This window comes from Myxococcus sp. SDU36, assembly GCF_030168875.1.
In the GTDB taxonomy this organism is placed as follows: Bacteria; Myxococcota; Myxococcia; order Myxococcales; family Myxococcaceae; genus Myxococcus; species Myxococcus vastator.
In genome coordinates, this window is sequence record NZ_CP077414.1 from 507,426 (window position 1) to 533,033 (window position 25,608).

Genomic DNA, 25,608 nt, shown 5'->3' on the forward strand with positions numbered 1-25,608 from the left:
ATGTCCCGCGTGGGCATTGCGCCCACCAGGTCACAGTGCCAGGCGCGACGGAGGATTCAGCGCCGGCGCACCAGCGCGCTCTTGCCTGGCTCCGCCACCACGGCCAGCTCGGACTGGAGCCGCGGACCGAACACTCGCGACGGTGGCGCGCCGCGCACGAGGAAGTGGTCGTACCAGACGCCCTGCCGCTCGTAGTCCAGCTGCTGCGGCCGCCACTCGGAGGGGAAGGTGGGGGGCTCCTCGCCGGTGTAGCGCAGCGGGGAGTGCGGCGTGGACGCGAAGGTGAAGTTGGGCACGCCGCCGCGCGCCCGGGCCAGCACCGCCGCGCTGTGGATGAAGACGGGCTGTCGCACCACCCGGGAGCTGGGGTCGAACATCAACCCCATGACACGTGGGCGCGGGGCGGTGGCGGCCACCAACGGCCCCCATTCGGCCTGCGCCTCCCGGGAGAAGGCGCGGTAGCCGCGCGCCATGACGAAGGCCAGCACCACCGCGCACGCCAGGGCGGCGACGCGCAGGGGCCTCCGCCACGCGGGCATGGCCGCTGGGACGGTGGCCACCAGGAGCGCGGCGGCCAGGTGCGCGTAGCGCGTGTTGAGGTAGTAGACGTAGCCGCGGATGTCGAAGGGCAGCAGGAAGTAGAGCGCCAGGGCCAGCAGCCCCAGCCCCATCAGCCGCGAGCGCGCCACCAGGCCCTGCGTGTTGGCGCGCGCTGGCCGCAGCAGTCCCGCGGCCCAGCCCGCCACCGCCACCGCGCCCACGGCGTACAGCGCCCACCGGTCCGAGCCATCCCGGAAGGTGTTGGCGAGCACCTGGAAGAACTCGGCGCGGTTCTGCTCGAAGCCCTTCCACGCCAGGTTCTGCGGAGAGAAGGTGGGGCCCCACGCCTTCCAGGGCGCCCCGGGTTGGATGTCCGCGGGCTCGCCGAAGCGCAGCACCACCCAGCCGAGGAACAGCGCGACGCCGGGCACCACCCCCAGCAGCGCGGGCACGCGAGGCCGCAGCCGCGCGGCGAGCCCACGGGCTTGTGCGTCCTCTGGCACGCGCGTGGTGAGCAGCAGCCAGGGCAGCCCGAAGGCGAGGAGCCCGAAGGCCTGCACGTGGAAGAGGAGCACCGCCACCAGGCACACCGCCAGCCCGCTGCCCCACGTCCGGCGGCGAGGCGTGTCCTCCAGCGTGCGCACGAAGAGGCCGCAGCACAGCAGCGTCAGCGGCAGCGCGGCGCAGTAGTTGATGAAGCCCCAGTTGAAGCTGTCGCCGTAGGCGAAGGGCAGCGCCAGCAGGGCGGGCCAGGTGGGCCGGCCCAGGCTGCGCAGCAGGAAGCCGAGGCTGAGCGGCAGCCCCACCACGTAGGCGGAGAGGAAGACGCGGTTGGCCAGCTCCAGCGGCAGCAGCCAGTTGAGGCCGCTGACCAGGTAGTAGTAGCCCAGGTACGGCGTCAGCGCGTGACGCGCGGCGAACAGCTGCGGGTACAGCGTGGTGGGGTCATCCAGCCGGTGCAGGACGGAGATGAGGTACAGGTGCTGGGGCAGGTCCACCAGGGGCAGGTGGCGCGACACCCACAGGGGGAGCACCCCCAGGACGAGCGCGGCGGCATGGACGAGGCGGGAGTGTCGGGGCGTCACGGAAGGCGCGGACTGTACGCGGCGCCTCCCTGCACGGCGAGCCGTCCGTTCAGCCCGGCCAGCGCCTGTTTCCCAGGTAGACAAAGGTATGGCCGTCGGCCTTGGCAGTCAGGGAGGGCTGCGGTATAGGCGCCAGTCGAGCAGGGGTGCCTGGAGCGCCCCGAGGAGAGCACCATGACGCGCATCGGAACGTGGGTGGCCGGAGGGCTGATGGCGAGCGGCCTGCTCCTGGCACCGGGCGCGGCGGAGGCCTGCGAGGCCCACCGGCGTCCTGCCCTGGACGCGGCGGCAGCGAAGGCCACGCCGTCGGACGCCGAGCCCTCCCCCCGCGGCGTGGAGCGCCCATTGGACGCCCTGGACTCGCTCATGGCCGCCAGGTGCCAGTGCGGCAGCAAGGCGGACTGCACGTGCAAGAAGGGCTCGTGCGACTGCGGCAAGTGCAAGAAGCCGAAGCGGCGGGTGATGGACGCGCTGCGCGGCCAGCCCGCGAACCTGAAGCTCGACGAGGCGCGCTACGACGCGTCCGCGGGCATCTTCATCTAGGCGTCTGGGCGGAGCCCTTCTCCGCCTTCACCACCAGCAGCGACGGCAGGGCCACGCGCTCGAAGCGCACGAAGCCCGCCGCCGCGGCCTCCCGGCGCAATTCGGCCTCTCCCCGTGGATGCAGGCCCACGCCGCGGTGGAGCAGCGCCCGGGGCGCTCCCGGCGACGCGTAGGTGCTGGCCACCCAGCGGCCTCCGGGCCGCAGCACGCGGTGGACCTCCATCATCATCCGGGGCAGGTCCGCGACGAAGGGCAGCGCGTCACTCATCAACACCGCGCCCAGCACACCGTCCTGGAAGGGGAGGTAGGGGGCTTCGGCGCGCAGGAAGTCCACGGCGACGCCGGCCTCGCGCACCTGGGCCACGCCTTCTTCCAGCATGGCGCGGGACACGTCGAGCGCGGCCACGGGCGGCGCGTCGGGCTCATGCGCCAGCCGCCGCGCGAGCTGCCCCGTGCCGCAGCCCACGTCCAATACAGGGCCTTCCGGTGTGCCCAGGAGGCTGCGGTAGAGGACGAACTCGCTGTCGCCATCCAGCGGCTGGCGGGTGAGGGCGCGCTGGAGCACGGGGCGCATGTAGCGCTCATAGGAGCGCGCCACCCAGCGCTGCTCCATGCCGCGCTGCAGCGGGCCGGACGCGGCGGGGTCCACCACCAGGTCGGCGACGCCCTCGGCCACCGGGTGGCTGGCGCCGCACGTCTGACAGCGCAGCGGACCGAAGAAGAGCACCGGGGCGTCCACCTCCGGCTGGAGGGCGCCACGCCGGCACCGGGGACACCGCAGGAGAGGAACGAGCGCGCGCCGCATGGGGCCGGCAAGGGTACCGTCCCCCGTGCGGCGCGAGCACCTGTTTTCCGCCGGACGCCGTCAGGCCGAGGGCTGCGTGCGTGGCACGCGCTTGTCCTCGGCCACCAGCACCGGCCAGCCGCGGGCCATGGCCTCGCGGAAGAAGGCGGCCAGCTCCCGGCGGCTGTGATTCACCGCGCCCAGGAACGGGTCGATGAGGGACTCCTCGCCCAGGCTGCGCGTGGCCGCCAGCTCCACGGGCGTGCCGCAGCGCTCGCAGCGGATGGACACCTGCCGCACCAGGGCCACCGGCACCGCGTACCGGGCGCCGCAGTCTCCGCACTTCCACACCAGGGCGCGCTCACCCGCCTCGCGGCGCGCCAGGTTCTCCAACTCGTCCGCCAGCCGCAGCAGCGCCGGGAGGTCCTGGGGAGGTTGCGCGAAGACGGCGGACGGGCCGTAGCCCGTCTCGGGCGCGCCCAGCGACGGGGGCCGGTCCCCCTGTAGCAGGGTGCGCAGCCTGTCCTTGGCGCGCATGTCTCGAAACTCAGCGCCGGTGAGCGCACGCTCCACCGCCTCATGGACCGGAGGCAGCTCCGGCTCGAGGCGCTCATCGTCCGGCAACGCCTGGGGGAAGTTCACCAGCCGGTGCGCGGGGACTGCGAGGAATCGGAAGGCCACGGTGGCTCCATCGCATTGTGCTTCGTGGGGTGCAAGACGCGAGTTGGCAAATGTCCGCTGCTGCGGGTTATCCGCGGACTGACTACTGAGACCAGTCCAGCATGCGTTGCAGCGGCGCGCGAGCACCCTCGCGCAGGTCCTCGGGCATGGTCAGCTCGGGCGTGCGCTCCTTCATGCACCGCCAGAGCTTCTCCAGCGTGTTCAGCCGCATGTACGGGCACTCGTTGCACGCGCAGCCGTTGTCCGGCGGCGCGGGGATGAACGTCTTGTCCGGCGCGGCCCGCTTCATCTGGTGGATGATGCCCGCCTCCGTCACCACGATGAACTGCCGCTTCGGGCTACGCACCGCGTAATCCAGAATCGCCTTGGTGGAGCCAATGAAGTCCGCGTGGCGCAGCACCGCCTGCTCACACTCGGGGTGGGCCACCACTTCCGCCTCCGGGTACTCCACCTTCAACTGCACCAGCTTCTTCTCGCTGAAGATTTCGTGGACGATGCAGCTGCCCGGCCACAGCACCATGTCGCGGCCCGTCTGCTTCATCACGTAGCGGCCCAGGTGCTGGTCCGGCGCGAAGAGAATCTGCCGGTCCTTCGGCACCTGGTTCACGATTTTCACCGCATTGGACGACGTGCAGATGACGTCGCTCATGGCCTTCACCGCGGCGGAGCTGTTGACGTAGCTCACCACGAAGGCGTTCGGGTGTTTGTCCTTGAACGCCTTGAAGGCCCCCGGCGGGCACCGGTCCGACAGCGAGCAGCCCGCCTTGAGGTCCGGCAGCAGCACCTGCCGGGACGGATTGAGGATTTTCGCCGTCTCCGCCATGAAATGGACGCCACAGAAGACGATGACGTCTGCCTTCGTGCGCGCCGCGGCCTGCGCCAGTGCCAGGCTGTCGCCCACGAAATCCGCCAGATCCTGAACTTCGCTCTCCTGGTAATAGTGCGCCAGGATGACTGCGTTCATGGAACGCTTGAACTCCTGGATTTCCTTCGCGTAGTCGACTTCGGCGCCCATGGCACCTCCCGAGTCCCACATTTAACCGGGACTGGAAGTGCCGGCCAGGGTGCGGTTTGCCCCACTCCGCTCATGCCCGGGTGGTCGCGAATCAAGCGGGCGGCCCTTTTCCAACATCCGCCCTGTCCTCATGCTGGGGCACTCCCTTCCCCATGAGGTCCGGTAAGATGGTGAGCCGGGCCGGACGCCGCGCATGCGGTTCGGCCATTGCATCTGGGAACTTCGAACCACGGGGGGAATGTGAGGGGGCGCCGTCGGAAGGTCCGGCGGGGCGGTGGCGGCTGGCGGTCACATTCCGACCCGTGAAGTGGTTCATCCGGGAGCAGGCGGCTCTGACCCGGTGGAGGAGGACATATGACCGTGACGACGCGCGCAGTGCTGGTCGTGCATCCGGAGGCGGAGCGTCGTGGACGGCTTCGCGCCTTGCTGGATGGCTACGAAGTGCTCGAAGCCTCCAACCGGCAGGAGGCGGTCGAATTCCTCTCGAAGTCCGCTCCCGCGCTGGTGTTGACGCATCCGGACATCTTTCCCCGGTTGTTGAAGGACCTGGAGCGCTACACGCCGCGCTCCATCCGCGCGGTGCTCTGCCCCAGGGACAACGCGCAGGCCCACCACAGCCTGGTGGACGTGGCCGCCGCGGGGCACATGTTCTTCACGCTGGAGGATGACCCCAGCCCGGCGCTGCGCCGCGCCGTCCAGGAGCTGCTGGAGCTGCGCGAGTCCGAGCGCCGCGAGCCGCACGGCGTCCTGGAGGCCTGCTTCACGGCGGATGGCACGACGTTCCGCGCGTGGCTGCTTGACGTGGCCACGGGGGGGCTGGGCCTGCGCCTGGAGTCCAGCGTGCGCATCGAGCGGCTCACGCCGGGCACGGAGCTGGAAGGGCTCCAGGTGCTGCGCGGCGACACGCTGGTGCTGCGCGCCGGCCACGCCACGGTGCGCATGGTGCGTCCGCTGCGCGCGCACGAAGGCCAGGGCTTCCACCTGGGCGTGTCGCTGGAGCGCCCCATGGAGCACGCGCGCTCTTCTGCCGCGCCGCTGCTCAACGACTCGGTGCGCATCCGCGGCCTGCTGCGCCGCGCCGTGCGCGCGGGGGTGGGCTTCGGGCTGCGCACGCACGAAGGCAACCGGTTGGTGGACTTCTCCCGAGCGGAGGTGCTGCCGGAGGAGTCCCGCCTGGTGCTGAGCGACCAGTCGCAGCCGGGCATGCTCTTCCATCCGGGCGACGTGGTGCGGCTGTGCCTGGACTTCGGCGGCGTGTGCCACGTGGGCACCACGGCGGTGCTGGCCTCGGAGCCGAACCAGGTGGAGGTGGCCCTGCCGCGTACGCTGAGCCTGCACCACCGCCGCAACAGCCTGCGCTTCCGCTCCTCCGCGGAGCGGCCCTTCGCGGTGTCCTTCCATTCGCCGCTGACGGGGGAGGCCATCGTCCGCCCGCTGCTGGACCTGCACACCGGCGGCTTCGCCTTTCCCTTCGACGCGGGCCGGGAGGCCTTCCCGCCGGGGCTGGTGCTGGACGACGTGATGCTGCAGCTGCCGGACGGCACGCGCTCGCGCTGCCGCGCGCAGGTGCAGGACACCGGGCAGCTCACGGTGACGGAGGAGGGCGCCAGCATGAGCCGCCCGCGCCGCTGCGGCCTGCGCATCCTGGAGCTGGCGCCGGAGGCCCGCGCGGCCATCCTGGACGCCTTCGTCAAGGCGCGGTGTCCCGATGCGCGCGATGCCTCCGAGCTGCCCTTCTCCGACGTGTGGGACTTGTTCCGCTCCGCGGACGTCCGATTTCCCGACTACCCCTTCCACGAGACGGCGACGCCCGAGCCGCTGGTGGACGCGCACCAGCGGCTGGGCAACGGCATCCACGGCCTGTCCAAGGCCATCGTCTATCAGCGCGAGGGCCGGCTCTACGGCCACATCTCCGGGCTGCGCATCTACTCGCGCACCTGGCTGTCGCAGCACCTGGTGGTTCGGCCGGGCTACCACCGGCACGAATCCATCTCCCAGGAGCTGGTGGCGCTCGCGGCCGACTACGCGGAGAGCCTGGACGACGTGGAGTACCTGCGCGCGCTGTGGCGCTGCCGCAACCGGTGGACGTCGCGAATCTACGGCGCCATCGCCAGCCGGTTGGAGCGCCCGGGCTTGAGCTGCCTGCATGCCTTCACGCCGTGCCGGCTCCCCGTGGACGCCGCGTTGCCGCCGCCTCGGGGCGATTTGCGCGTGCGCCCCGCGGAGACGTCCGATTTGCGCTGGCTGGAGCAGCACCTGCGGGAGACGCAGGACGTGGTGCGCCTGCGCAGCTCGGACCTGGTGGAGGGCGAGATGACCATGGGGACGCTGGGCGGGCGCTACTCGGACGCGAGGCTGCGGCGCTCGCGCGGCATCGCCCTGGTGGAGGGCAAGGACGGGCCCCAGGGCTTCGTCCTCATGGAGGACTCGTCGCCTGGTCTCTTCTGGGCGGAGTGGTACAACGCCTTCTCGCTCGTCATGGTGGAGCCGGATGCGCGGGAAGCGGATGCCGTGCGCCAGGCGCTGGTGACGCACGCGGTGGCGGACTCGGCCCGGCGGGGTCGCTCCACCGCGGAGTGCCTGGCTTCGGACGCGGACCTGCCCGCCCTGGAGACCCTGGGTTTCCACAACCTGGGCAAGGTGATGGAGTTCACGGCCCACCGCCGGCTCGTGCGTGATTGGAACGCCTACCTGCTCGCCGTCTTCGAGCGGCTGGCGGCCCATGGCCGGGGTGGTAGCCGGGTGGATGACAAGGACATCGCGGCATGACCTACCTGATGGAGTCGGCCCAGGAGGTGCACCGCCTGCAAGCGCAGGCGAGCGCGGCGTCCTATGCGGACCGGCTGAGGCTCACCGGACTGAGGCCCGGGGACGCCGCACTGGATGTGGGCTGTGGTCCCGGCGTCATCACCTCGGAGATGCTGGACGTGGTGGGGCCGCAAGGCCGCGTGGTGGGCATCGAGCCCCAGGCCGAACACCTGGCGGCGGCCCGGGGGCTGCTGGCGGGCAGGCCCAATGTGGAGCTGTGTCAGGGCGCGCTGCCGGACACACGCCTGCCCGCAGACCACTTCGACTACGTCTGGTGCCAGTACGTCTTCGAGTACCTGGGAGAGCCGGGCCCCGCGCTGGCGGAGCTGGTGCGGGTCGTCCGGCCGGGTGGGCGCGTGGTGGTGGCGGACATCGACGGGGTGGGGTTGTGGAACTGGCCGTTTCCGGAGGACCTCCAGGCGGAGAGCCAGAAGCTGCTGGCCGCCCTGCGCGCGGCGCGCTTCGACCTGCACGCGGGCCGCAAGCTGTTCCACCTCTTCCGCAAGGCCGGGCTCGCGGACGTGCGGGTGCACATCTCCCCGTTCTACGTGGCGGCGGGCGCGGTGGACGCGCGGCTCCACGAGGACTGGGTCATCCGCTTCCGGACGCTGCGCCCGCTCGCTGAGCCCTTTTTCGGGGGCGCCGGCCCCTATGACGCATTCTGTGAACGCTTCCTCGCGCTCCTGGACGACGCTGACACCCTCAAATATGCGATGGTGTTGACGACCGAAGGAGTGAAGCGTTGACCGTCCCCGCGGAACTGGCCTCCGCACCGTCAGCACCCGACACCCCCGAGCTGAGTGTCCGGATGCTGCGCAGCGTGATGCTGTACTACGAGCGGACCTACGGCCGGGACCGGCTGGTGCGGGTGTGGCAGCGCGAGGAGCTGCCGCTGACGTTGGCGTACGTGGAGACGCTCACCAACTTCGTCTCCGTGGGGTTCACCGAGCGGCTCTTCGACGTGCTCGACAAGGACTCCGGCGATCCGGACTTCATGACGAAGGCGGGGCGCAGCATCGCCAGTCCGGAGGCGGTGGGCTTCCTCTATTACATGATGAAGGCGCTGGCCACGCCGCGCAGCGTCTACGAGCGCGCGCTGGAGCTGGACCACACGTACAACCGCGTGGGCGGCTTCCACATCGACACGCTCACCGACTCGCGGGTGCAGGTGCGCTACGTCAGCCGCATCCGCGAAAGAGATCGCAACTTCTGCCGCGCGCGCCAGGGCAACCTGTCCGCGTTCCCCGCCATCTGGAACCTGCCCCTGGCGGAGGTGAAGGAGCTGCGCTGCCAGGTGGATGGGGCGGACTGCTGCGAGTACGACATCCGCTGGCAGAGCCTGCCGCCCCTGGCGTGGCGCTACATCGTGGGTGGCATGGCGGGCATGGTGGCCGGCCTGCTGTCGGGCACGTTGAACCTGGCGCCGCCCATCTTCGCGGTCAGCTCCCTGGGCATGGTGGGTGTGGCGGCGGGGGCGTGGCTGGACACGCGCGCGGCCCTGCTGCGCAAGGACGAAAAGCTGTCGGAGCAGCACCAGGGACTGCAGACGTCCCTGGAGGACCTGCAGCTGCGCAACGAGGAGATCTTCGCCGCCAACAAGGCGCTTGAGGACCGCGTGGCCGAGCGGACGCAGGAGCTGTCCGAGGCCAATGCGAAGTTGGAGGCGTCGCTCACGCGGCAGCAGGAGCTGGACCGGCTCAAGAGCGAGTTCTTCGACAACGTGAGCCACGAGCTGCGCACGCCGCTCACGCTCATCCTGCTGACGCTGGAGGCGCTGGCGAAGCAGGCGGAGTCGCTGCCGTCAGAGGTTCCTCCGCTGGTGACGAACATGGAGCGCAGCGCGCAGCGCCTGCTGCGGCTCATCAACAACCTGCTGGACCTGGCGCAGCTGGAGTCGGGCAAGGCGCGGCTGCGCTACCAGCCGCTGGAGCTGTTCGGCTTCCTCAGCACCGTGGTGCCGCCCTTCCACACCATGGCGGACCGGCAGGGCGTGACGCTTCGGCTGGAGGGCGCCTCGGTGACGCCCATCCATGTGGACCACGAGCGCATGGACATCGTCTTCCAGAACCTGCTGGGCAACGCGCTGAAGTTCACCCAGAAGGGTGGGGTGACGGTGCGCGTGCGCGAGGACGACTCGGACGTGCACGTCGAGGTGGAGGACTCCGGCCAGGGCATTGCCCCGCAGGACATCCCCGTCATCTTCGACCGCTTCTCCCAGGCGGACAACAGCGGCACCCGGCGCTTTGGTGGCTCGGGCATTGGCCTGGCGCTGGTGAAGGAGACGCTGGAGCTGCACGCGGGCGGCATCTCCGTGACGAGCGAGCTGGGCCAGGGCTCCACCTTCCGTGTGCGGCTGCCCAAGGGCACGGCCCACATCCGCGAGGACCTGCGCGAGCGACGCCAGGCCGTCATGCCCGTGCGCCGGGAGCGCCGCATCTCTGGGGCCTTCCCCTCGCTGGAGCCGACGGGCCAGGACGTCCTGGGCGCCGCGCCTCCGCCGGCCAGGGACCATGCCGGGCCGGGGCCCGAAGCGGCGCGCATCATGGTGGTGGAGGACGACCCGGAGATTCGGAGCTTCCTCGCCAGGATGCTGGCCCAGCACTACCGGGTGCTGGAGGCCATCAACGGCGATGACGGGCGGCAGCGCGCGCTGCGCGAGCGGCCGGACCTCATCGTGTCGGACGTGATGATGCCTGTCATGTCCGGCCTGCAGATGCTGGTCGCCCTGCGCAATGATCCGCAGACGGTGGACATCCCCGTCATCCTCCTCACGGCGCGTCAGGAGGTGTCGGCCAAGGTGGAGGGCCTGGGCACCGGGGCGAATGACTACCTGGGCAAGCCCTTCAGCCCGAACGAGCTGCTGGCGCGCATCGAAACCCAGCTGCGCCTGCGCGAGGCGGCGGTGCGCGCCGCGGAGAACGAGCGGCTGGCGGCCATCGGTCTGCTCACGTCCGGCTTCGCGCACGAGGTGCGCAACCCGCTCAACGGGCTGATGAACGCCCTGCTGCCGCTCAAGGACATGCTGACGGCCGGAGGCTCCGACGTGGAGCTGAGCAAGGCCATGCTGGAGGTCGTGGAGGAGTGCGGCCAGCGCATCCGCCACCTGGCCGAATCCCTGCTCTCCTTCACGCGGACCAGTGAGACGCCGGTGGTGCTGTCCCTGGATTCGTCGCTGGACTCCACGCTGAGCGTGCTGGCGTGGAAGGTGCCGCCGGGCGTCAATGTGGAGCGCGCGTACCACTGTGGGGAACCGGTGCGAGGCAATCCGGGCGCCCTGAACCAGGTCTGGCTCAACCTCCTGGACAACGCCTTGCGAGCGGTGGGGGACAAGGGCCGCGTGCGCATCTCCACGGCCAACACGGCCGACGAGGCCATCGTCACCATTGGTGATGACGGGGTGGGCATCCGCCCGGAGGACATGGAGCGGCTCTTCCAGCCCTTCTTCTCCACCCGCGCGGCGGGCGAGGGGACAGGGTTGGGGTTGGCGCTCAGCCGCCGCATCATCATCCAGCACGGCGGGAACATCGCCCTGAGCAGTGCTCCAGGGGAGGGCACGCAGGTGGAGGTCCGCCTGCCGCTGCGCCCCGTGGCGCCCCGTGTCACGGGGGGCATGCCTGACCTCGCGTCCGAGCCGCGCGTCGGTCGCCTGGGCTGACGCGGGACGCAAAGGCCCCGCCCTGTGCCCACGGCGTCCGGGCGGCGGAGAAGGGGAATTCCCCATCCGCTCAGGTGTCCTCCTGGGCACGGCCCGCGTGTCTGCTACAGTCACGCCACTTTTTCGTCGCACCTCTCCTTTCAAGGAAACCACGGCATGCAAGGCACCGTAGCCGCGGGCGATGCCCGCAAGGGGCACCCGCGAGGGCTCTACCTCCTGTTCTTCACTGAGATGTGGGAACGCATGTCGTATTACGGCATGCGGGGCCTGCTCGTGCTCTTCCTCACGAGCAAGGTCAACGGAGGCTTTGGCTGGTCCACCGCGGACGCACTCAGTCTCTACGGCACCTATACGGGCCTGGTGTACCTGACGCCCATCGCAGGCGGCTTCATCGCGGACCGCTTCATGGGACAGCGCCGGGCGGTGGTGCTCGGTGGCGTGTTGATGATGATAGGCCACCTCGTCCTGGCCCTGCCCAGCGTGACGATGTTCTACGCGGGCCTGGGCTTCCTCATCATCGGCAACGGCTTCTTCAAGCCGAACATCTCCACCATGGTGGGCGGGCTGTATGCGCCCGGTGACGGCCGCCGCGACAGCGCCTTCACCATCTTCTACATGGGCATCAACCTGGGCGCGGTGCTCGGCAACTTCATCTGCGGCACGCTGGGTGAGCGCGTGGGCTGGCACTGGGGCTTCGGCGCCGCCGGCGTGGGCATGCTCCTGGGGCTGATTGCCTTCCTGTCGCTGCAGAGCAAGCTGCTGGGGCAGGTGGGCCTGGTCCCGGTGAAGATGGTCACCGACGCCGAGTCGAAGCCGGGCACCCCGAAGAAGTCGTCGGGCTTCAGCCGCGACGAAGTCGACCGCATCGTCGTCATCTTCATCATCGCGCTCTTCGTCGTCGCCTTCTGGACGGGCTTCGAGCAGGCCGGTGGACTGATGAACCTCTACACGGACGCGAAGGTGGACCGCGGCGTGCTGGGCTGGGAGGTGCCCACCACCTGGTTCCAGAACTTCAACTCCATCTTCATCGTCGCGCTGGCGCCGGTGTTCGCCGGCCTGTGGAGCTGGCTGGCCGCGCGGGGCAAGGACCCGAGCATCCCCGTGAAGATGGGCCTGGGCCTGTTGTTCCTCTCCACTGGCTTCCTCTTCATGCTGGGCGCTTCCAGTGAGAGCGCCTCGGTGGGCAAGGCGGCGGCGTGGTGGGTGGTGATGGCCTACCTGTTCCACACCATGGGGGAGCTGTGCCTGTCCCCCGTGGGGCTGTCCATGGTGACCAAGGTGGCGCCAGCGCGCATCGTCTCCGCAATGATGGGCGTGTGGTTCCTCGCGAACGCCGCCGCCAACAAGCTGGCCGGCGTCTTCGGCGGCTACTCGGAGAAGCTGGGCGAGTTCGGCGTGTTCCTCTACATCACCATCGGAACGGGCATCGCCGGCATGCTGCTGCTCATCGTGTCGCCCATCCTCAAGCGGATGATGCATGGCACGGACGAGGTGAAGCCCTCCGCGCCCCCGTCCGAGCAGCGGGGCAGCTCGGTGGCCGCGGCCTGAGCCCCTGCCTCAGCATCAGTGACTGACGTCGACACGCCAGCGTACCTCAGGGTGCGCTGGCGTTCGTGTATTCGCGCCCAACGCGGGCGTGAGCGGGTGGCCAAAGCCCCCTGGGGCGCCGGCCACCGCGCGACTCCGTGAGGGAGGCTCGTGAGCGTGAGTCGCGGTGCGGCAGCGCTTTGCCGTTCGGCTGGGGCGCTGTGTCGTGCACGACGCCTACCACGCCGTCCGCGCCCTCACGGACCTTCTTCAAGTCCTCGCGCGTGAGAACGCATCAGGCCGTCCGAACGGCGACAGATTCAGCCGCAAGGGGGTCGCCCTGCTCGGCGACGCCCGGAGCGGCGCCGTGCTCCCATTGATGATGCTCCTCGTGTTCGGGACGTCGGTCATCGTGGCGAACATCCCCTTGAAGTCGCAGACGACGCTCGCGATGCCTGACGAGTTCCGATCTCGCGCGGTCTCCGTGCGCATCTTTATTGGTGCGACCGCGGTGCCGGCGGGGATTGCCGTGACTGGCTGGCTCATCGCGACCTTCGGTCTGGGGATGACGCTCGTTATTTCCGGTGGCGCTGTCGTTCGCCGTCTTCCTAATCCTCAACACCGGGTCTTCTTAGACGCCGACGCGGCCGTGACGTCCCGGTTCTATGTAGAGCACTATCCTGCGGCCTTCAGCGGACGGGATGATAAGGATTCAGCGCGAAGTCGCGGGGTCATGGAGACGCATGAATGAGATTCTCCTTCGAGCATTCGCTGCCAACCGTGCTTGTCCGCGTGGACCGGGCGACAGGCGAGTACGTTCTCCAGAGGCGAGAGGAGGCTGACGGCGGCGCTGTCTACGAGCTGATCCTCAATGGCAAGCTCTTGATGGATTCGGCGGAGCACCGGAGTGAGGAGGCGCTCGCGGAGATTGGTTTGCGTGAATGCCGCGAAGGTGGCGAGCTCCACGTGCTGGTCGGCGGGCTCGGCTTCGGCTTCACGCTGCAAGCACTGCTGCGCGATTCACGGGTGGCTCGGGCCGTCGTGGTCGAACTGGAGCCCATGCTGGTGTCGTTCCTCGAGCGCCCCGACGTCCGCGCCGAGCTGCCGGTTCCCGATCTCTCGAATCCGCGGGTGCTCGTGCGCGAGGGAAACGTTCGGGATTCGATTGTCGCGGCGAACGGCGAGTACGACCTGATGCTCCTCGACGTGGACAACGGTCCAGAGTCGCTCTCGGCGGTCGGGAACCACGACCTCTACTCGGAGGCCGGTCTCCGCCAATGTTGGGACGCTCTCCGGCCCGGCGGCGTGCTGGCCATCTGGTCCTCGGAGCCAGCCCCTCGATGCCTGGACCGTCTGAAGACGTGCTTTGAAGGCGTGCGCCAGTGGATCGTTCCTGTGGACCGCGGGGCTCGGCGGATCGACTACCGGATTCTCACGGGGCGTCGAGCGGACGGGCGATGACGGCGAACCCTTGGATCGGCGCGTACGAGGTGCGTTCGTCCGCGTGGCTGTGGCTGTTCTGATTCCCGTTCGCTGGCGGAAGCGCCTCCCGGTGTCGAGGTGTGCCCCGTCCAGTTGCCAGGCCGCGAAGAGCGATTCTCCGAGCCGGCGTTTCGCACGACTCGCGAGCGGGTGCTCCGACGATTCCACTGCTGGACGTGCTCTCTGCGTGGCGCGCCGAGACGACGGGAGCGTTCGACGTGGAGCTGTTGCCGGATGGACACTTCTTTCTGACCGCGTCACGCGGCCTGCTGTTGCAACGCATGTCTTGCAGGCTTGACGTGCTTGTCCGTTGAGACTTGATTGACGGCTTTCGGGCGCGATGGTACCCGTAGTGAATGGCGGGGGACGTGGATCTCGAAGAAGTGAGTGTTCTACTGCGGAGCCTTGCCGACGCGACGCGGCTCCGCATGATTGCCGCGCTCATCGAAGCGCCGCGGACGCTCTCGGAGCTGACGTCGCTGCTCTCGATTGATATCGAGAGCGCGGCCCATCAGCTCCGGAAGCTCGAGAGCGCGGGTCTGCTCGTCGCGACCACCGATTCGAAGGTCCGCTTCCTCGCGGATCTCGGCCGGCTGCAACGCGTGGCGATACAGCTCTCACCACCGAAGCGGGTGCGTGGCGCCGCGACGGCCGCCGAGGTCGACAGCGAGACCCGCGGCGTGTTGAGCGCGTTCTTCGATGGCCCTCGGCTGAACGCGCTGCCGGTGCAGCGGCGCAAGAGGGAGCTGGTGCTCGAGGAGCTCCTCCGCCGCATCCCGGCGCAAGAGGAGTACCGGGAAGCAGCGCTCAATCAGATGATTGGCGCGATGTTCGATGACTTCTGCAGCGTGCGTCGCGAGTGGGTCATGGCCGGATACATGACGCGAGATGGTGGTGTGTACCGGCTGGCGGCGCGCGGGCGCGCGGTCCTCTCAGCCTAGTCGGCCGGTCCCGCATGCCGCCGTCGTCCGTGCGGCGGCGCTGTTCGTGACAACGGCCACGGGGCAGGGGCCCGGGCACAGCCCTTCGCGTTGCACCAGGGAGCCTGCGTGGCGGCCAGGCGCGAGCGCTGCGCGCATGGGCGGCACGCGCAGCTGCCGCCGCGGCGCGGTGCCTTGGGTGCCCTGGAAGACGTGAACGCCAGCGCGCCCAGCTTCGGGCGCACCGGCGTTGCATGCCGCCTGGCGCGGTGCCTCGGCGCCCTACGCGGACTTCGCCGAGCCGGGCGTCACGCCAGCGGCGGTGCGCTCCTCGGTGGGGATGGGCGCGGACGTCTGGTAGTAGTCGCGGACCACGTAGCGGCGGGCCACCAGGGCCATGCCCACGGCGGCCAGCAGCGCGAAGCCGGCATAGAAGAAGAACTGCCCGGAGCCGGTGAAGACGTTCAGCTTGGAGCTGATGGCCACCGCCACGTTGGCCAGCGTGTTCGTCACCAGCCACACGCTCTGGATGGTGCCCTTCATCTCCCGCGGGGCCTGCGTGTACGCGAACTCCAGGCCCGTGGTGGACATCAGGATTTCGCCCAGCGTCAGCACGATGTACGGGAGAATCTGCCACGCGATGTTCAGCGTCGTGCCGCCCTCCATCGTCACCTGGAAGACGCCGGCGATGATGAACGACAGCGCGCCCACCACCAGCCCCAGGGGCATGCGCCGCAGCGGCGTCAGCTCCCAGCCGAAGCGCTGGAAGGCCGGGTAGACGACGGCCGTCAGGAAGGGGATGAGCAACATCACCAGCAGCGGGTTGACGAACTGCATCTGGCTGGCCTGGAAGGTGAACGGCCCCACCTGCGGGTCCATGGCCCGGGCCTGCACCACCCACGTCGAAGCCTTCTGGTCGAAGAGCATCCAGAAGAAGGGCACGAAGGGGAGCAGCAGCGCGCTCACCTTGAACACCGCCTTCACGCCGTCCACGGCCTCCTCGGGGTGCTCCTTCCTCGCGCCGTCCAGCCAGCCGCCGCCCTGGCCCCGGTTGCGCAGCGCGCTGAACACCACCTTGGTGAAGCTGTGCGGGTTGGCGCCCGTGGCCGGCACCCGGACGTACTTGTGACGGCCCAGCCAGAAGATGAACGTCGCGATGAACATCAGCACGCCGGGGATGCCAAAGGCCACCGACGGCCCGAAGTGCTTGAGCAGCAGGGGGATGAACAGCGACGCGAAGAACGAGCCGAAGTTGATGGTCCAATAGAAGATGGCGAAGACCTTCTTCACCAGGTGGCTGTTGGACTCGTTGAACTGGTCCCCCACCATGGCCGCCACGCAGGGTTTGATTCCGCCGCTGCCAATGGCGATGAGCGCCAGGCCCGTGAAGAACCCCGTGACGCTGTCCTCGAAGACGGCCAGGCACGCGTGGCCCACGCAGTACACCAGGCTCAGCCCCAGGATGATGCGGTACTTCCCGAAGAAGCGGTCCGCCAGGTAGCCGCCGATGAGCGGGAAGAAGTACACGCCCGCCATGAACGTGTGCATCAGGCTCTTGGCTTCGGCCTCGCGCAGCGCGTTGTCCGGTATCTGCGTGCGCAGCAGGTAGTCGATGAGGAACACCGTGAGGATGTTCCGCATCCCGTAGAAGCTGAAGCGCTCACACGCCTCGTTGCCGATGATGAAGGGGATTTGCGGCGGGAACTTGCTGCGCTGCGCGGCGGTTGCCTGGGCCATACGACGGGGTGCTCCCTGGTGATGAAAGGTGGGGGCTCCTAGATTCCGGGAAGCCGCACCCTACCCAACGCGCCGCCGGGACTCCACCGAACGGATGGGCCCCGCCGCGCCACCCGGCGCTTCCCTGGCCGCACCCACGCCGGAAATCTCCCGCCCGACTGCCTGCGTCATTCCGGTGAGCGTGTGTGTTTATTGATACAACTCAAGTTGCCTGGCTGGGTTTGACAGGAATTGGAATACCCCTATCATTTCACATGATGCCTTTCCTCCAAGGTGGTGCGGGGGGATGGGGGTGAATGAAGGCACCCCCGCCCCCCCGCTCCATTTTCCCAGGAGGCATTGCGCGGTGCGTCGTCAGCCCCGCGCGCCCTTCTTCACGGGCGCGGGCGCCGGGTCGTCCACGCGCACGCCCACGCGGGCCCTGCGGGCCTTGGTGAGTACGTGGCCCAGGTAGCGGCCGGTGTGGCTGCCTTCGACCTCGGCGACCTGTTCGGGCGTGCCGGCGGCCAGAATCAGGCCACCGCCCGCGCCGCCCTCGGGGCCCAGGTCGATGATCCAATCCGCGCTCTTGATGACGTCCAGGTTGTGCTCGATGACGAGCACGCTGTTGCCCGCCTCCACCAGCCGGTTGAGCACGGCCAGCAGCTTGCGGATGTCCTCGAAGTGCAGGCCGGTGGTGGGCTCGTCGAGGATGTAGAGGGTGCGGCCGGTGGCCACGCGCGCCAGCTCGCGGGCCAGCTTGATGCGCTGGGCCTCGCCGCCGGACAGGGTGGGGGAGGGCTGGCCCAGGCGGATGTAGCCCAGGCCGACGTCATGGAGCGTCTGCAGCACGCGCATGATGTCGCGGTGCGCGCCGAAGTGCTCCATCGCCTCGCGCACGCTCATGTCGAGCACCTCGGCGACGTTCTTCCCCTTGTAGCGCACGCGCAGGGTGGCCTCGTTGAAGCGCTTGCCGGCGCACACCTCGCAGGGCACGTAGACATCCGCCAGGAAGTGCATCTCCACCAGCTTCACGCCGTCGCCCTCGCACGCCTCGCAGCGGCCGCCCTTGATGTTGAAGCTGAAGCGGCCCGGCCCGTAGCCGAACGCGCGCGCCTCGGGCGTCATCGCGAACACGTCGCGGATGTTGTCGAAGAGCTTGGTGTACGTGGCCGGGTTGCTGCGCGGGGTGCGGCCAATGGGGCGCTGGTCGATGTCGATGACCTTGTCCAGGTGCTCCATGCCCAGCACGGCCTTGTGCTTGCCGGGAGACTCACGGCTCTCATAGAGGTGCCGCGCCAGCGCCGGGAAGAGAATCTCGTTGATGAGCGTGGACTTGCCCGCGCCGGACACCCCGGTGATGGCGCTGAAGACGCCCAGCGGAATCTCCGCGTCCACGTTCTTCAGGTTGTTCTCCTTCGCCCCCTGGATGACCAGCTTGCGCTTCGGGTCCGGCCTGCGGCGCTCCTGGGGAACCTCGATTTCCTGCCGCCCGGAGAGGTACGCGCCGGTGGAGCTGGCCTCGTTCGCCATGACCTCCGCGGGCGTGCCCTGGGCCACCACCTGGCCGCCCAGCTCGCCCGCGCCCGGCCCGAAGTCCACCAGCCAGTCCGCCTCCTCCATCGTCTCCTCGTCGTGCTCCACGACGATGACGGAGTTGCCCAAATCCCTCAGGCGCTTGAGCGTCAGCAGCAGCTTGCCGTTGTCGCGCTGGTGCAGGCCGATGGAGGGCTCATCCAGGATGTAGATGACGCCCGTCAGCTCGCTGCCCATCTGCGACGCCAGCCGGATGCGCTGGCTCTCACCGCCCGACAGCGTGGACGCGGTGCGGTCCAGCATCAGGTAGCCCAGGCCCACGTCCACCAGGAAGGACAGGCGGCTGCGAATCTCCTTCAAGAGCTCGGTGGCGATCTTCCGCTCGTGCGCGGACAGGGCCAGGTCGCCCAGGAAGCCCAGCGAGTCGGAGATGGTCAGCCGGCTCAGCTCGACGATGCTGCGCCCGTGCACCTTCACCGCGCGGCTCTCCGGCTTCAGGCGCTCGCTCTTGCAGGACGGGCAGGGCTTGTCGCTGAAGTACTTCTGGAGCTCGGTGCGGCGCGCCTCGGAGGTGGTCGTCTTGAAGTTGCGCATCATGCGCTCGACCAGGCCCTCCCACTCCATCTTGTACTTGCCGCCTTCGCCCCACGCGACGGTGAAGGACTTGCCGCCCGCGCCGTACATCAGCGTGTCCTTCTCTCGCTTGGTCAGCTTCGCGTAGGGCACGTCCAGGTCAATCTTGAAGGCCTTGGCCAGGCTCTCCACGAAGTCGGCCGTCCAGCCCTCGCCGCGGTTCATGCTGCCGGCCCACGGTTCGATGGCGCCGTCGCGGACGCTGCGTGACGTGTCCGGGACGATGAGGTCCGGGTCCATCTCCGGCTTGGTGCCCAGGCCGTTGCAGTCCGTGCACATGCCCAGGGGGTTGTTGAAGGAGAAGGACGCGGGCGTCAAATCACCGAAGGACAGGCCACACTTGGAGCAGGCGTTGAGCTCGCTCATCACCCGGTCGGCGGCGAGCGTGCCCTTCTCGTCGGTGATGATGATCGTGCCCTTGCCCTCGCGCAGCGCCGTCTCCACGGAGTCGGTGAGGCGCGTCTTCACGTCTGGCTTGAGCACCACGCGGTCGATGACGAGCGCGATGTCGTGCTTGGACTTCTTGTCCAGCTCGATGCGCTCCTCCAGGCTCTTGAGCGCGCCGTCGATGCGGGCGCGGGAGAAGCCTCGCTTCTGGGCCTCGGCGAGCAGGTCCTTGTGCTCGCCCTTGCGGTTCGTCACCAGCGGCGCCAGCACCTGGAGCTTGGTGCCCGCGGGGGCCTTGAGGATTTCGTCGACAATCTGCTGGGCGCTCTGCTTGCCCACCTTCACGCCACAGTTGGGGCAGTGCTGCACCCCGATGGAGGCATAGAGCACGCGCAGGTAGTCGTGCACTTCCGTGACGGTGCCCACCGTGGAGCGGGGGTTGTTGCTGGCCGCCTTCTGCTCGATGGAGATGGTGGGCGACAGGCCGCGGATGGTGTCGTACTTCGGCTTCTCCATCTGTCCCAGGAACTGCCGGGCATAGGCAGAGAGGCTCTCCACGTAGCGGCGCTGGCCTTCCGCGTAGAGGGTGTCGAAGGCGAGCGAGCTCTTGCCCGAACCGGACACGCCGGTGAAGACGACGAGCTTCTTCTTGGGAATGTCCAAGGAGACGTTCTTGAGGTTGTGCTCCTTGGCGCCTCTGAGGGAAATGACGTCGGGCTCGGACATGGGCGGGCGATCTACCACTGAATATGCGTTCCGGTAGGGGGAAACACGTCGGAACCCGTCTGAATGCAGGGAAACGTCCTGGGTTGCGCGCCGCATCCCACATCTGGCGACCCCTAAGGCGGGGAGGCCTGGCTGCCTGCCCCACCCGGACGGAGGATTCGTCTGTGTGGGACCTGGAGTTCCTGAAGGAATTTCAGGAGTGTCCTGCGAAAGGACACCCGCATTTCCCGGGTGGGCGCTGGCGTTTCCCTGCGAGGCCAGTGGGTTGCCGCGTGGGAGCGCCCCTCACCACTCTGTGGGCGGACCGGGCACCGGGGTTGCAAAGGGCCCCCCGCTGAGCCGTGAGGTGACCAGGGTGTGTTCCTGGCGTCTCCCGGTGGGGCGGGGAGGACGTTATGCGCAGGGCGTTTGGGCTGGTGGCGTTGGTGGTGGCGATGGTGACGGGGGTGGCGTGTGAGCGGCCCGCCTCTCAAAAGGCGAAGAGCGCCTTCGTTGTCCGGCCGGAGACCGTGGACTTCGGTCCCGCGGCGCTGGGGCATACCAAGACGTTCAAGCTGCGAATCGCCAACGCGGGCCGGGCGTCCTATCGCGTGGAAGGCGCTGTCTCCAGCGTGCCCAACGTCGACATTCCCCCCTTCGAGCCCTTCATCCTGTCGGCGGGTGGTGAACAGGACATCGAAATCCACTTCCTGCCGCGGGTGGAGGGCGAGGTTCAGGGCGTGGTGGAGATCCTCACCGACGCGGAGGTCGGCGGGCGCGTGCCGGTGTCCGGCCGCGGCGTGAAGGCCTTCCTCGAGGTGCCCTTGGAGGCGCTCGACTTCGGCAACGTGGCCATGGGCCTGGTGGAGATGCGCGAGGTGACGGTGCGCAACCCATCGGACGTGGACAGTCCGCTGACGCTGTCGGTGCAGGGCGCGGACGCCGACCAGTTCACCGCCGGGCAGGGCCTGCCCTCCTCGCTGGCGCCGGGCGAGCAGCGGGTGGTGCCGGTGGCCTACGCCCCGCGCCGGCTGGGCGCGGCCGAGGCGGCGCTGCACGTGGTGGTGTGCGACGGGTGTGAGCCGGCGGTGGTGCCGCTGACAGGCACCGGCGTGGCGTCCAAGCTGGAGGTGACGCCGCTGCGCGTGGACTTCGGGCGCGTGGCGCTGGGGGCCACGGCGGAGCAGGTCATCACCGTGCGCAATCAGGGCACGCAGCCGTTGAGCTTCTCGGGCTCGCAGCTCGTGGACAGCTCGGAGGGTGTCTTCCACATCGCCAATGAGCCGGTGGTGGCCAACGGGCAGTTGGCACCGGGCGCGGCGGTGGAGCTGCGCGTGGCCTTCACGCCCGCGGCGGTGGGCAAGGTGCGTGACGGGCGGGTGGAGATTGGCGTGCGCGAGCAGGGCTCCAGCGCCCCGGGCCCCAAGGTGTCGCTTGCGGGCGAGGGCGGCGGCTCGTGCGTGACGGTGCTGCCCCGGCGGCTGGCTTTCGGCACGGTGGCGGAGGGCATGACGGCGACGCGGGCTGTCACCGTCTACAACCGCTGCCGCGAGGACGTGAGTGTCACCGACCTCCAGCTCGACACGCAGCAGGGCGGCTACTTCACCCTGGCCCAGGCGCCCGCCAGCGTGAGGGTGCCCGCGGGGCAGAATGCCCAGGTTAGCGTCACCTTCCGGCCCAAGGCAGGGAACCCGGACGCCAGCCAGGGGCAGCTCTCCGTCACGGTGCGTGACAGCGGCTCCGCGGCCACGGAGGCGGTGGCGCTGGAGGGCCGGGGCCAGGCGTTCGCGCCGTGCCAGTACGCGCTGCCCCAGCAACTGGACTTCGGCAAGGTGCCGGTGGGCGCGGAGGTGGCGCTGGGGGTGACGCTGCGGAACACGGGCGCGGAGGCGTGCTACCTGGCGTCGATGCAGCTCGCCCAGGGTTCTGACGGGGTCTTCTCCGCGTCTCCCGTGCGCAACGGCGTACTGGAGCCGGGCGCGAAGGCGACGCTGGTGGTCCGCTTCAAGCCGTCCGAGGAGGGTGGCTTCGCGGGGCTGGCCGAGGCCTGGGTGAACAGCCCCACGCAGGGACACCCGCTGGTGGAGCTGCGGGGCGAGGGCGTGGTGGGGTGCTTCGCGGTGCAGCCCACCACCGTGGACTTCGGCGTCACCAAGCTGACGTGCGGCCCGCGCACGCGGGAGCTGGTGGCCGTGAACTCGTGCGTCGGGCCCATCCAGGTGAGCCAGGTCGCGTTCGACGCGGACGCGGGCGAGTTCTCTCTGGATGCTAGCGGCAATGCGCCTTGGACGCTGACGGGCCAGGGCACGCGCACGCTGACGGCGACGTATGCGCCGGTGGATGAGGGTAACGACGCCGCGGCGCTGCGCTTCACCCTGGAGGATGGCTCCGTCTACACCGTGGGCATGGTGGGGCAGGGCGTGACGAAGGCGGAGCAGACGGACCGCTTCTTCCAGGAGTCACAGGCGAAGGTGGACGTGCTCTTCGTGGTCGACAACTCGGGGTCGATGATGGAGGAGCAGCAGGGCCTGGGGCAGAACTTCGCGGCCTTCTTGAGCGCGGCGGACGGCGCCGCGGTGGACTACCGCATCGGTGTCACCACCACGGGTCTAGACCCGTCTCCGGGCGGCTGGTCCGAGTGCCCGGGCGGCGCGCAGGGGGGGGAGAATGGCCGGCTGTTCCCCGTGGATGGCTCACGGCCGCGCATCATCACCCCGGCGACGCCGGATGCCGCGGGCGTCTTCGCCAGCAACACCCGCGTGGGTGTCTGCCATTGGAACGAGCAGGGGCTGGAGTCCGCCTACCGCGCGCTGGCGGACCCGCTGCTCTACAACGAGGATGACCCGCGCACCGCGCAGCCCAACGACGGCAACGGCGGCTTCCTGCGCGAGGACGCCCGCCTGGCCATCATCTTCGTGTCGGACGAGGAGGACTTCAGCGCGCAGCCGGTGTCCTTCTACGAGACGTACCTGCTGGCGTTGAAGGGCAATGACCGTTCAAAGCTGAGCGTCAATGCCATCGTCGGGCCGTCGGACCTGGCCAGGTGCCCCACGTCCAGCAGCTCGGGCAGCCGCTACATCCAACTGGCGGAGGCCACGGGCGGCGTGGTGGACAGCATCTGCACGCCGAACTGGGCCAGCTCGCTGGAGAAGCTCTCCGACAGCACCTTCGGCGCCAACCGCAAGTTCCCGTTGTCCGAGACGCCGGAGGACCCGGGCAGCATCGTCGTCGACGTGGACGGCGTCCGCGTGACGTCCGGCTGGGAGTACGACGCCCGCGAGAATGCCATCCTCTTCGACCGCTCCGCGGCCCCCGAGGCGGGCTCACTGGTGGAGGTGACCTACCCGCTGGGCTGCGGCTGAACCGGCGTGCGGAGCGAGGGGTGCCGCCGGGCGTCCTGTCTTCAGGACGAGGCGTCCGGTGGCATCAGCGCGTTGAGGATCGCATCGTCCATCCGGCCCTGGCACAGCGGTCCGGCGCGTCCGTCGGGCCGAGCCTCAGGCCACGGAGCGCGATGCATGGCGGCGCTCGTGGTCGAGCAGCCACTGCTTGCGCTCCAGTCCACCGCCGTAGCCCGTCAGTGACGCGTTGGCCCCGACCACCCGGTGGCAGGGGACCACCACGCCAATGGGGTTTGCGCCGTTGGCCATGCCCACGGCGCGCACGGCCTTGGGGCGGCCGATTCGCTGGGCCAGTTGGCCGTAGCTCGTGGTGGCGCCCGCGGGGATGTCGCGCAGTGCGCGCCAGACCTCTCGTTGGAAGGGCGTGCCCGCGGTGGCCACGGGCAACGCGTCGATGACGCTGACGTCTCCGCGCAGATAGGCCTGCATCGCGGTCGTCCTGCCAGACGGGTCGCTCGCGGGCTCGAGCACATAGCCGCTTGCGCCGTAGTGGAGCCGCAGCAACCGGAGCATCCGGGGTTCGTACTCCTCCCAGTCGACCGCGCGCAGGCAGCCCGCTTCGTCACAGACGACCAGCATCAAGCCGATGGGCGTGGGGGCGCGGTCCATGAGCAAACGCAGCGGCGGGGGCATGGTCATCTCTCTGTCGCGAAGGAGAACGGGGAAGGTGGGGTGTGGGCCCGGGCCGGGCGGCATCCGCGGCCCAGAGGTGCTGCGCGGCATAGGCGCGCCAGGGGCTCCAGGCCTCGGAGCGGCGGAGCGCTTCATCCGGGGCAGGCCGCACGCCATCCTCGCCCGTGAGTGCGCGCAGCAACGCGACGTCCGCCGAAGGGAAGGCATCCGTTTCGCGCACGGCGCGCAGCGCGATGTACTGCGCCGTCCAATCTCCGATGCCGGGGATGCGCTTGAAGTGTTCGACCGTCTCTTCCAGCGTGGCGCGCGGCTGGAACAGCCTCGGGTCCGCGACGGCCGCGGCGGCCAGGCTCGACAAGGTCCGGGCCCTGGCGGCGGGCATCCCGAGCGCGCTCAAGTCCGCCTGCGCAAGCCTCTCCGGCCGGGGAAAGGTGTGCGTCAGCCTGGCGTCTCCCGTTGATTCGACGCCCATGGGCTCGCCATACGCCGCGACCAGCCGCGCCCCGAGTCCTCGCGCCGCGGCGACGGTGACTTGCTGGCCCAGCACGGCCCGGATCGCGAGCTCGAAGCCGTCCCAACCTCCCGGTGCTCGCAGTCCCGGCCTCAGGGCCACCAGCGGAGCGAGCCGCGCGTCCCGGGACAGGTGTTCCCGGATGACGTCCATGTCCGCGCCCACGTCGAAGACGCGCCGGACCTGCGCCACCACCGTGGGCAGGGCCTGAACCTGGAGGAGGCGGAGCGTCGCGAGCAACCCATCGCGTCCAGGGGCTCGGAAGACCTCGACGGTGCCCTGACCGCCCGCGGTCGCCACGGTCCGCCGGTAGCGCCCGGCCTCGAGGTGCTCCAGGCCCGGCAGGGCCCGTGCCTCCAGGTGCGCCAGCATCGCCTCCCAGTCATAGGGGGGCTGGTAGGGGATGAAGAGCGTGACACCCGCGGCGGCATCGCCCACCGGGGCCCGGCTCCGGCGGAGCGCGCTGGGAGGCCGTCCATACAGCGCGCGGAACACGTCGTTGAAGCGGCGGACGCTGCGGAACCCCGACGCCAGTGCCACCTCGGCCATGGGCAGGGTCGTCTCGTGCAGGAGCTGCCGTGCGAACAGCACGCGCCGCGTCTGGGCGACAGCCACGGGCGAGGCCCCCAGGTGCTGCTGGAACAACCGCCGCAGCTGCCGGTCCCCCACGCCCAGCCGGTCCGCGAGCGCCTCCACCCCGGCGCCGTCGTCATCCAGGCCGCCCTCGGCGATGAGCGCCAGGGCCCGGGCGACGGTGTTGGAGGTGCCTCGCCAGAAGGCGAGGTCCGGTGACGTCTCCGGGCGGCAGCGCAGGCAGGGCCGGTAGCCCGCCTCCTGCGCCCCGGCGGCGCTCGGATAGAAAGTGCAGTTCTCGAACCGGGGCGTCCGGGCCGGGCAGATGGGCCGGCAATAGATGTGCGTCGTCCGGACGGCGGTGAAGAACCGCCCGTCGAAGCGGGCATCTCGGGTCTGCATCGCGCGGTAGCACGCGCTGGCGTCCAGGCCGTTCATGGGGGGCAAACTCCCATACCCGGTGGCCGCTGTCT

The 25,608-nt window shown here is 69.5% G+C and carries 17 protein-coding genes; 9 read left to right on the forward strand and 8 right to left on the reverse strand.

Annotated elements, in window-relative coordinates:
- Positions 1-56: 56 nt before the first annotated feature.
- A complete protein-coding gene (locus KGD87_RS02100) occupies positions 57-1,625 on the reverse strand; it encodes a hypothetical protein (protein ID WP_284665903.1) in 1,569 nt (522 codons plus the stop codon).
- 174 nt (positions 1,626-1,799) lie between these two features.
- Between KGD87_RS02100 and KGD87_RS02105 the strand changes: the two genes are divergently transcribed.
- A complete protein-coding gene (locus tag KGD87_RS02105) occupies positions 1,800-2,168 on the forward strand; it encodes a metallothionein (RefSeq protein ID WP_284665904.1) in 369 nt (122 codons plus the stop codon).
- On the opposite strand, the gene KGD87_RS02110 is transcribed toward KGD87_RS02105, so the two are convergent.
- The 3 genes from KGD87_RS02110 to nadA form a co-directional block, all read right to left on the reverse strand.
- On the reverse strand, positions 2,161-2,973 hold the full coding sequence (locus KGD87_RS02110) for a class I SAM-dependent methyltransferase (protein ID WP_284665905.1): 813 nt from the start codon (positions 2,971-2,973) through the stop codon (positions 2,161-2,163). The genes KGD87_RS02105 and KGD87_RS02110 overlap by 8 nt on opposite strands.
- A gap of 60 nt (positions 2,974-3,033) precedes the next feature.
- On the reverse strand, positions 3,034-3,633 hold the full coding sequence (locus KGD87_RS02115; protein ID WP_163786176.1) for a zinc ribbon domain-containing protein: 600 nt from the start codon (positions 3,631-3,633) through the stop codon (positions 3,034-3,036).
- 82 nt (positions 3,634-3,715) lie between these two features.
- A complete protein-coding gene (gene nadA, locus KGD87_RS02120) occupies positions 3,716-4,648 on the reverse strand; it encodes a quinolinate synthase NadA (protein WP_176415309.1) in 933 nt (310 codons plus the stop codon).
- Between the two features lie 354 nt (positions 4,649-5,002).
- Between nadA and KGD87_RS02125 the strand changes: the two genes are divergently transcribed.
- From KGD87_RS02125 to KGD87_RS02155, 7 genes are all read left to right on the forward strand, one after another.
- Positions 5,003-7,417: a response regulator gene (locus KGD87_RS02125; RefSeq protein WP_284665906.1), complete on the forward strand. Its 2,415-nt coding sequence runs from the start codon at positions 5,003-5,005 to the stop codon at positions 7,415-7,417.
- A complete protein-coding gene (locus tag KGD87_RS02130) occupies positions 7,414-8,202 on the forward strand; it encodes a methyltransferase domain-containing protein (protein ID WP_284665907.1) in 789 nt (262 codons plus the stop codon). The genes KGD87_RS02125 and KGD87_RS02130 overlap by 4 nt, the downstream gene beginning before the upstream one ends.
- A complete protein-coding gene (locus tag KGD87_RS02135) occupies positions 8,199-11,111 on the forward strand; it encodes an ATP-binding protein (RefSeq protein WP_284665908.1) in 2,913 nt (970 codons plus the stop codon). Before KGD87_RS02130 ends, KGD87_RS02135 begins: the two co-directional genes overlap by 4 nt.
- A gap of 156 nt (positions 11,112-11,267) precedes the next feature.
- Positions 11,268-12,659: a peptide MFS transporter gene (locus tag KGD87_RS02140; protein ID WP_284665909.1), complete on the forward strand. Its 1,392-nt coding sequence runs from the start codon at positions 11,268-11,270 to the stop codon at positions 12,657-12,659.
- 205 nt (positions 12,660-12,864) lie between these two features.
- The gene (locus KGD87_RS02145; RefSeq protein ID WP_284665910.1) at positions 12,865-13,389 is read left to right on the forward strand and encodes an MFS transporter; all 525 of its coding nucleotides are present in this window, start codon (positions 12,865-12,867) and stop codon (positions 13,387-13,389) included.
- Positions 13,386-14,099, forward strand: a complete 714-nt coding sequence (locus KGD87_RS02150) for a spermidine synthase (RefSeq protein WP_284665911.1) — start codon at positions 13,386-13,388, stop codon at positions 14,097-14,099. Before KGD87_RS02145 ends, KGD87_RS02150 begins: the two co-directional genes overlap by 4 nt.
- Positions 14,100-14,503: 404 nt before the next feature.
- Positions 14,504-15,061 (forward strand): DUF2087 domain-containing protein, encoded by a 558-nt coding sequence (locus KGD87_RS02155; RefSeq protein ID WP_284665912.1) that lies wholly within the window; start codon positions 14,504-14,506, stop codon positions 15,059-15,061.
- Positions 15,062-15,322: 261 nt separating this feature from the next.
- Here KGD87_RS02155 and KGD87_RS02160 read toward each other — a convergent pair whose 3' ends face one another.
- Complete coding sequence (locus KGD87_RS02160; protein ID WP_284665913.1) at positions 15,323-16,777, reverse strand: POT family MFS transporter; 1,455 nt, start codon at positions 16,775-16,777, stop codon at positions 15,323-15,325.
- 354 nt (positions 16,778-17,131) lie between these two features.
- The gene (gene uvrA / locus KGD87_RS02165; protein WP_284665914.1) at positions 17,132-20,038 is read right to left on the reverse strand and encodes an excinuclease ABC subunit UvrA; all 2,907 of its coding nucleotides are present in this window, start codon (positions 20,036-20,038) and stop codon (positions 17,132-17,134) included.
- A 395-nt stretch (positions 20,039-20,433) separates the two neighbouring features.
- Here uvrA and KGD87_RS02170 point away from each other — a divergent pair, with 395 nt between their 5' ends.
- Entirely contained in the window at positions 20,434-23,379 is a 2,946-nt protein-coding gene (locus tag KGD87_RS02170; protein WP_284665915.1) for a choice-of-anchor D domain-containing protein, read from the forward strand.
- A 135-nt stretch (positions 23,380-23,514) separates the two neighbouring features.
- Here KGD87_RS02170 and ogt read toward each other — a convergent pair whose 3' ends face one another.
- Together ogt and KGD87_RS02180 are read right to left on the reverse strand one after the other, a co-directional pair.
- On the reverse strand, positions 23,515-24,027 hold the full coding sequence (ogt, locus tag KGD87_RS02175; RefSeq protein ID WP_163787041.1) for a methylated-DNA--[protein]-cysteine S-methyltransferase: 513 nt from the start codon (positions 24,025-24,027) through the stop codon (positions 23,515-23,517).
- Positions 23,981-25,573, reverse strand: a complete 1,593-nt coding sequence (locus KGD87_RS02180; RefSeq protein ID WP_284665916.1) for an AlkA N-terminal domain-containing protein — start codon at positions 25,571-25,573, stop codon at positions 23,981-23,983. The genes ogt and KGD87_RS02180 overlap by 47 nt, the downstream gene beginning before the upstream one ends.
- Between the last annotated feature and the right edge of the window lie 35 nt (positions 25,574-25,608).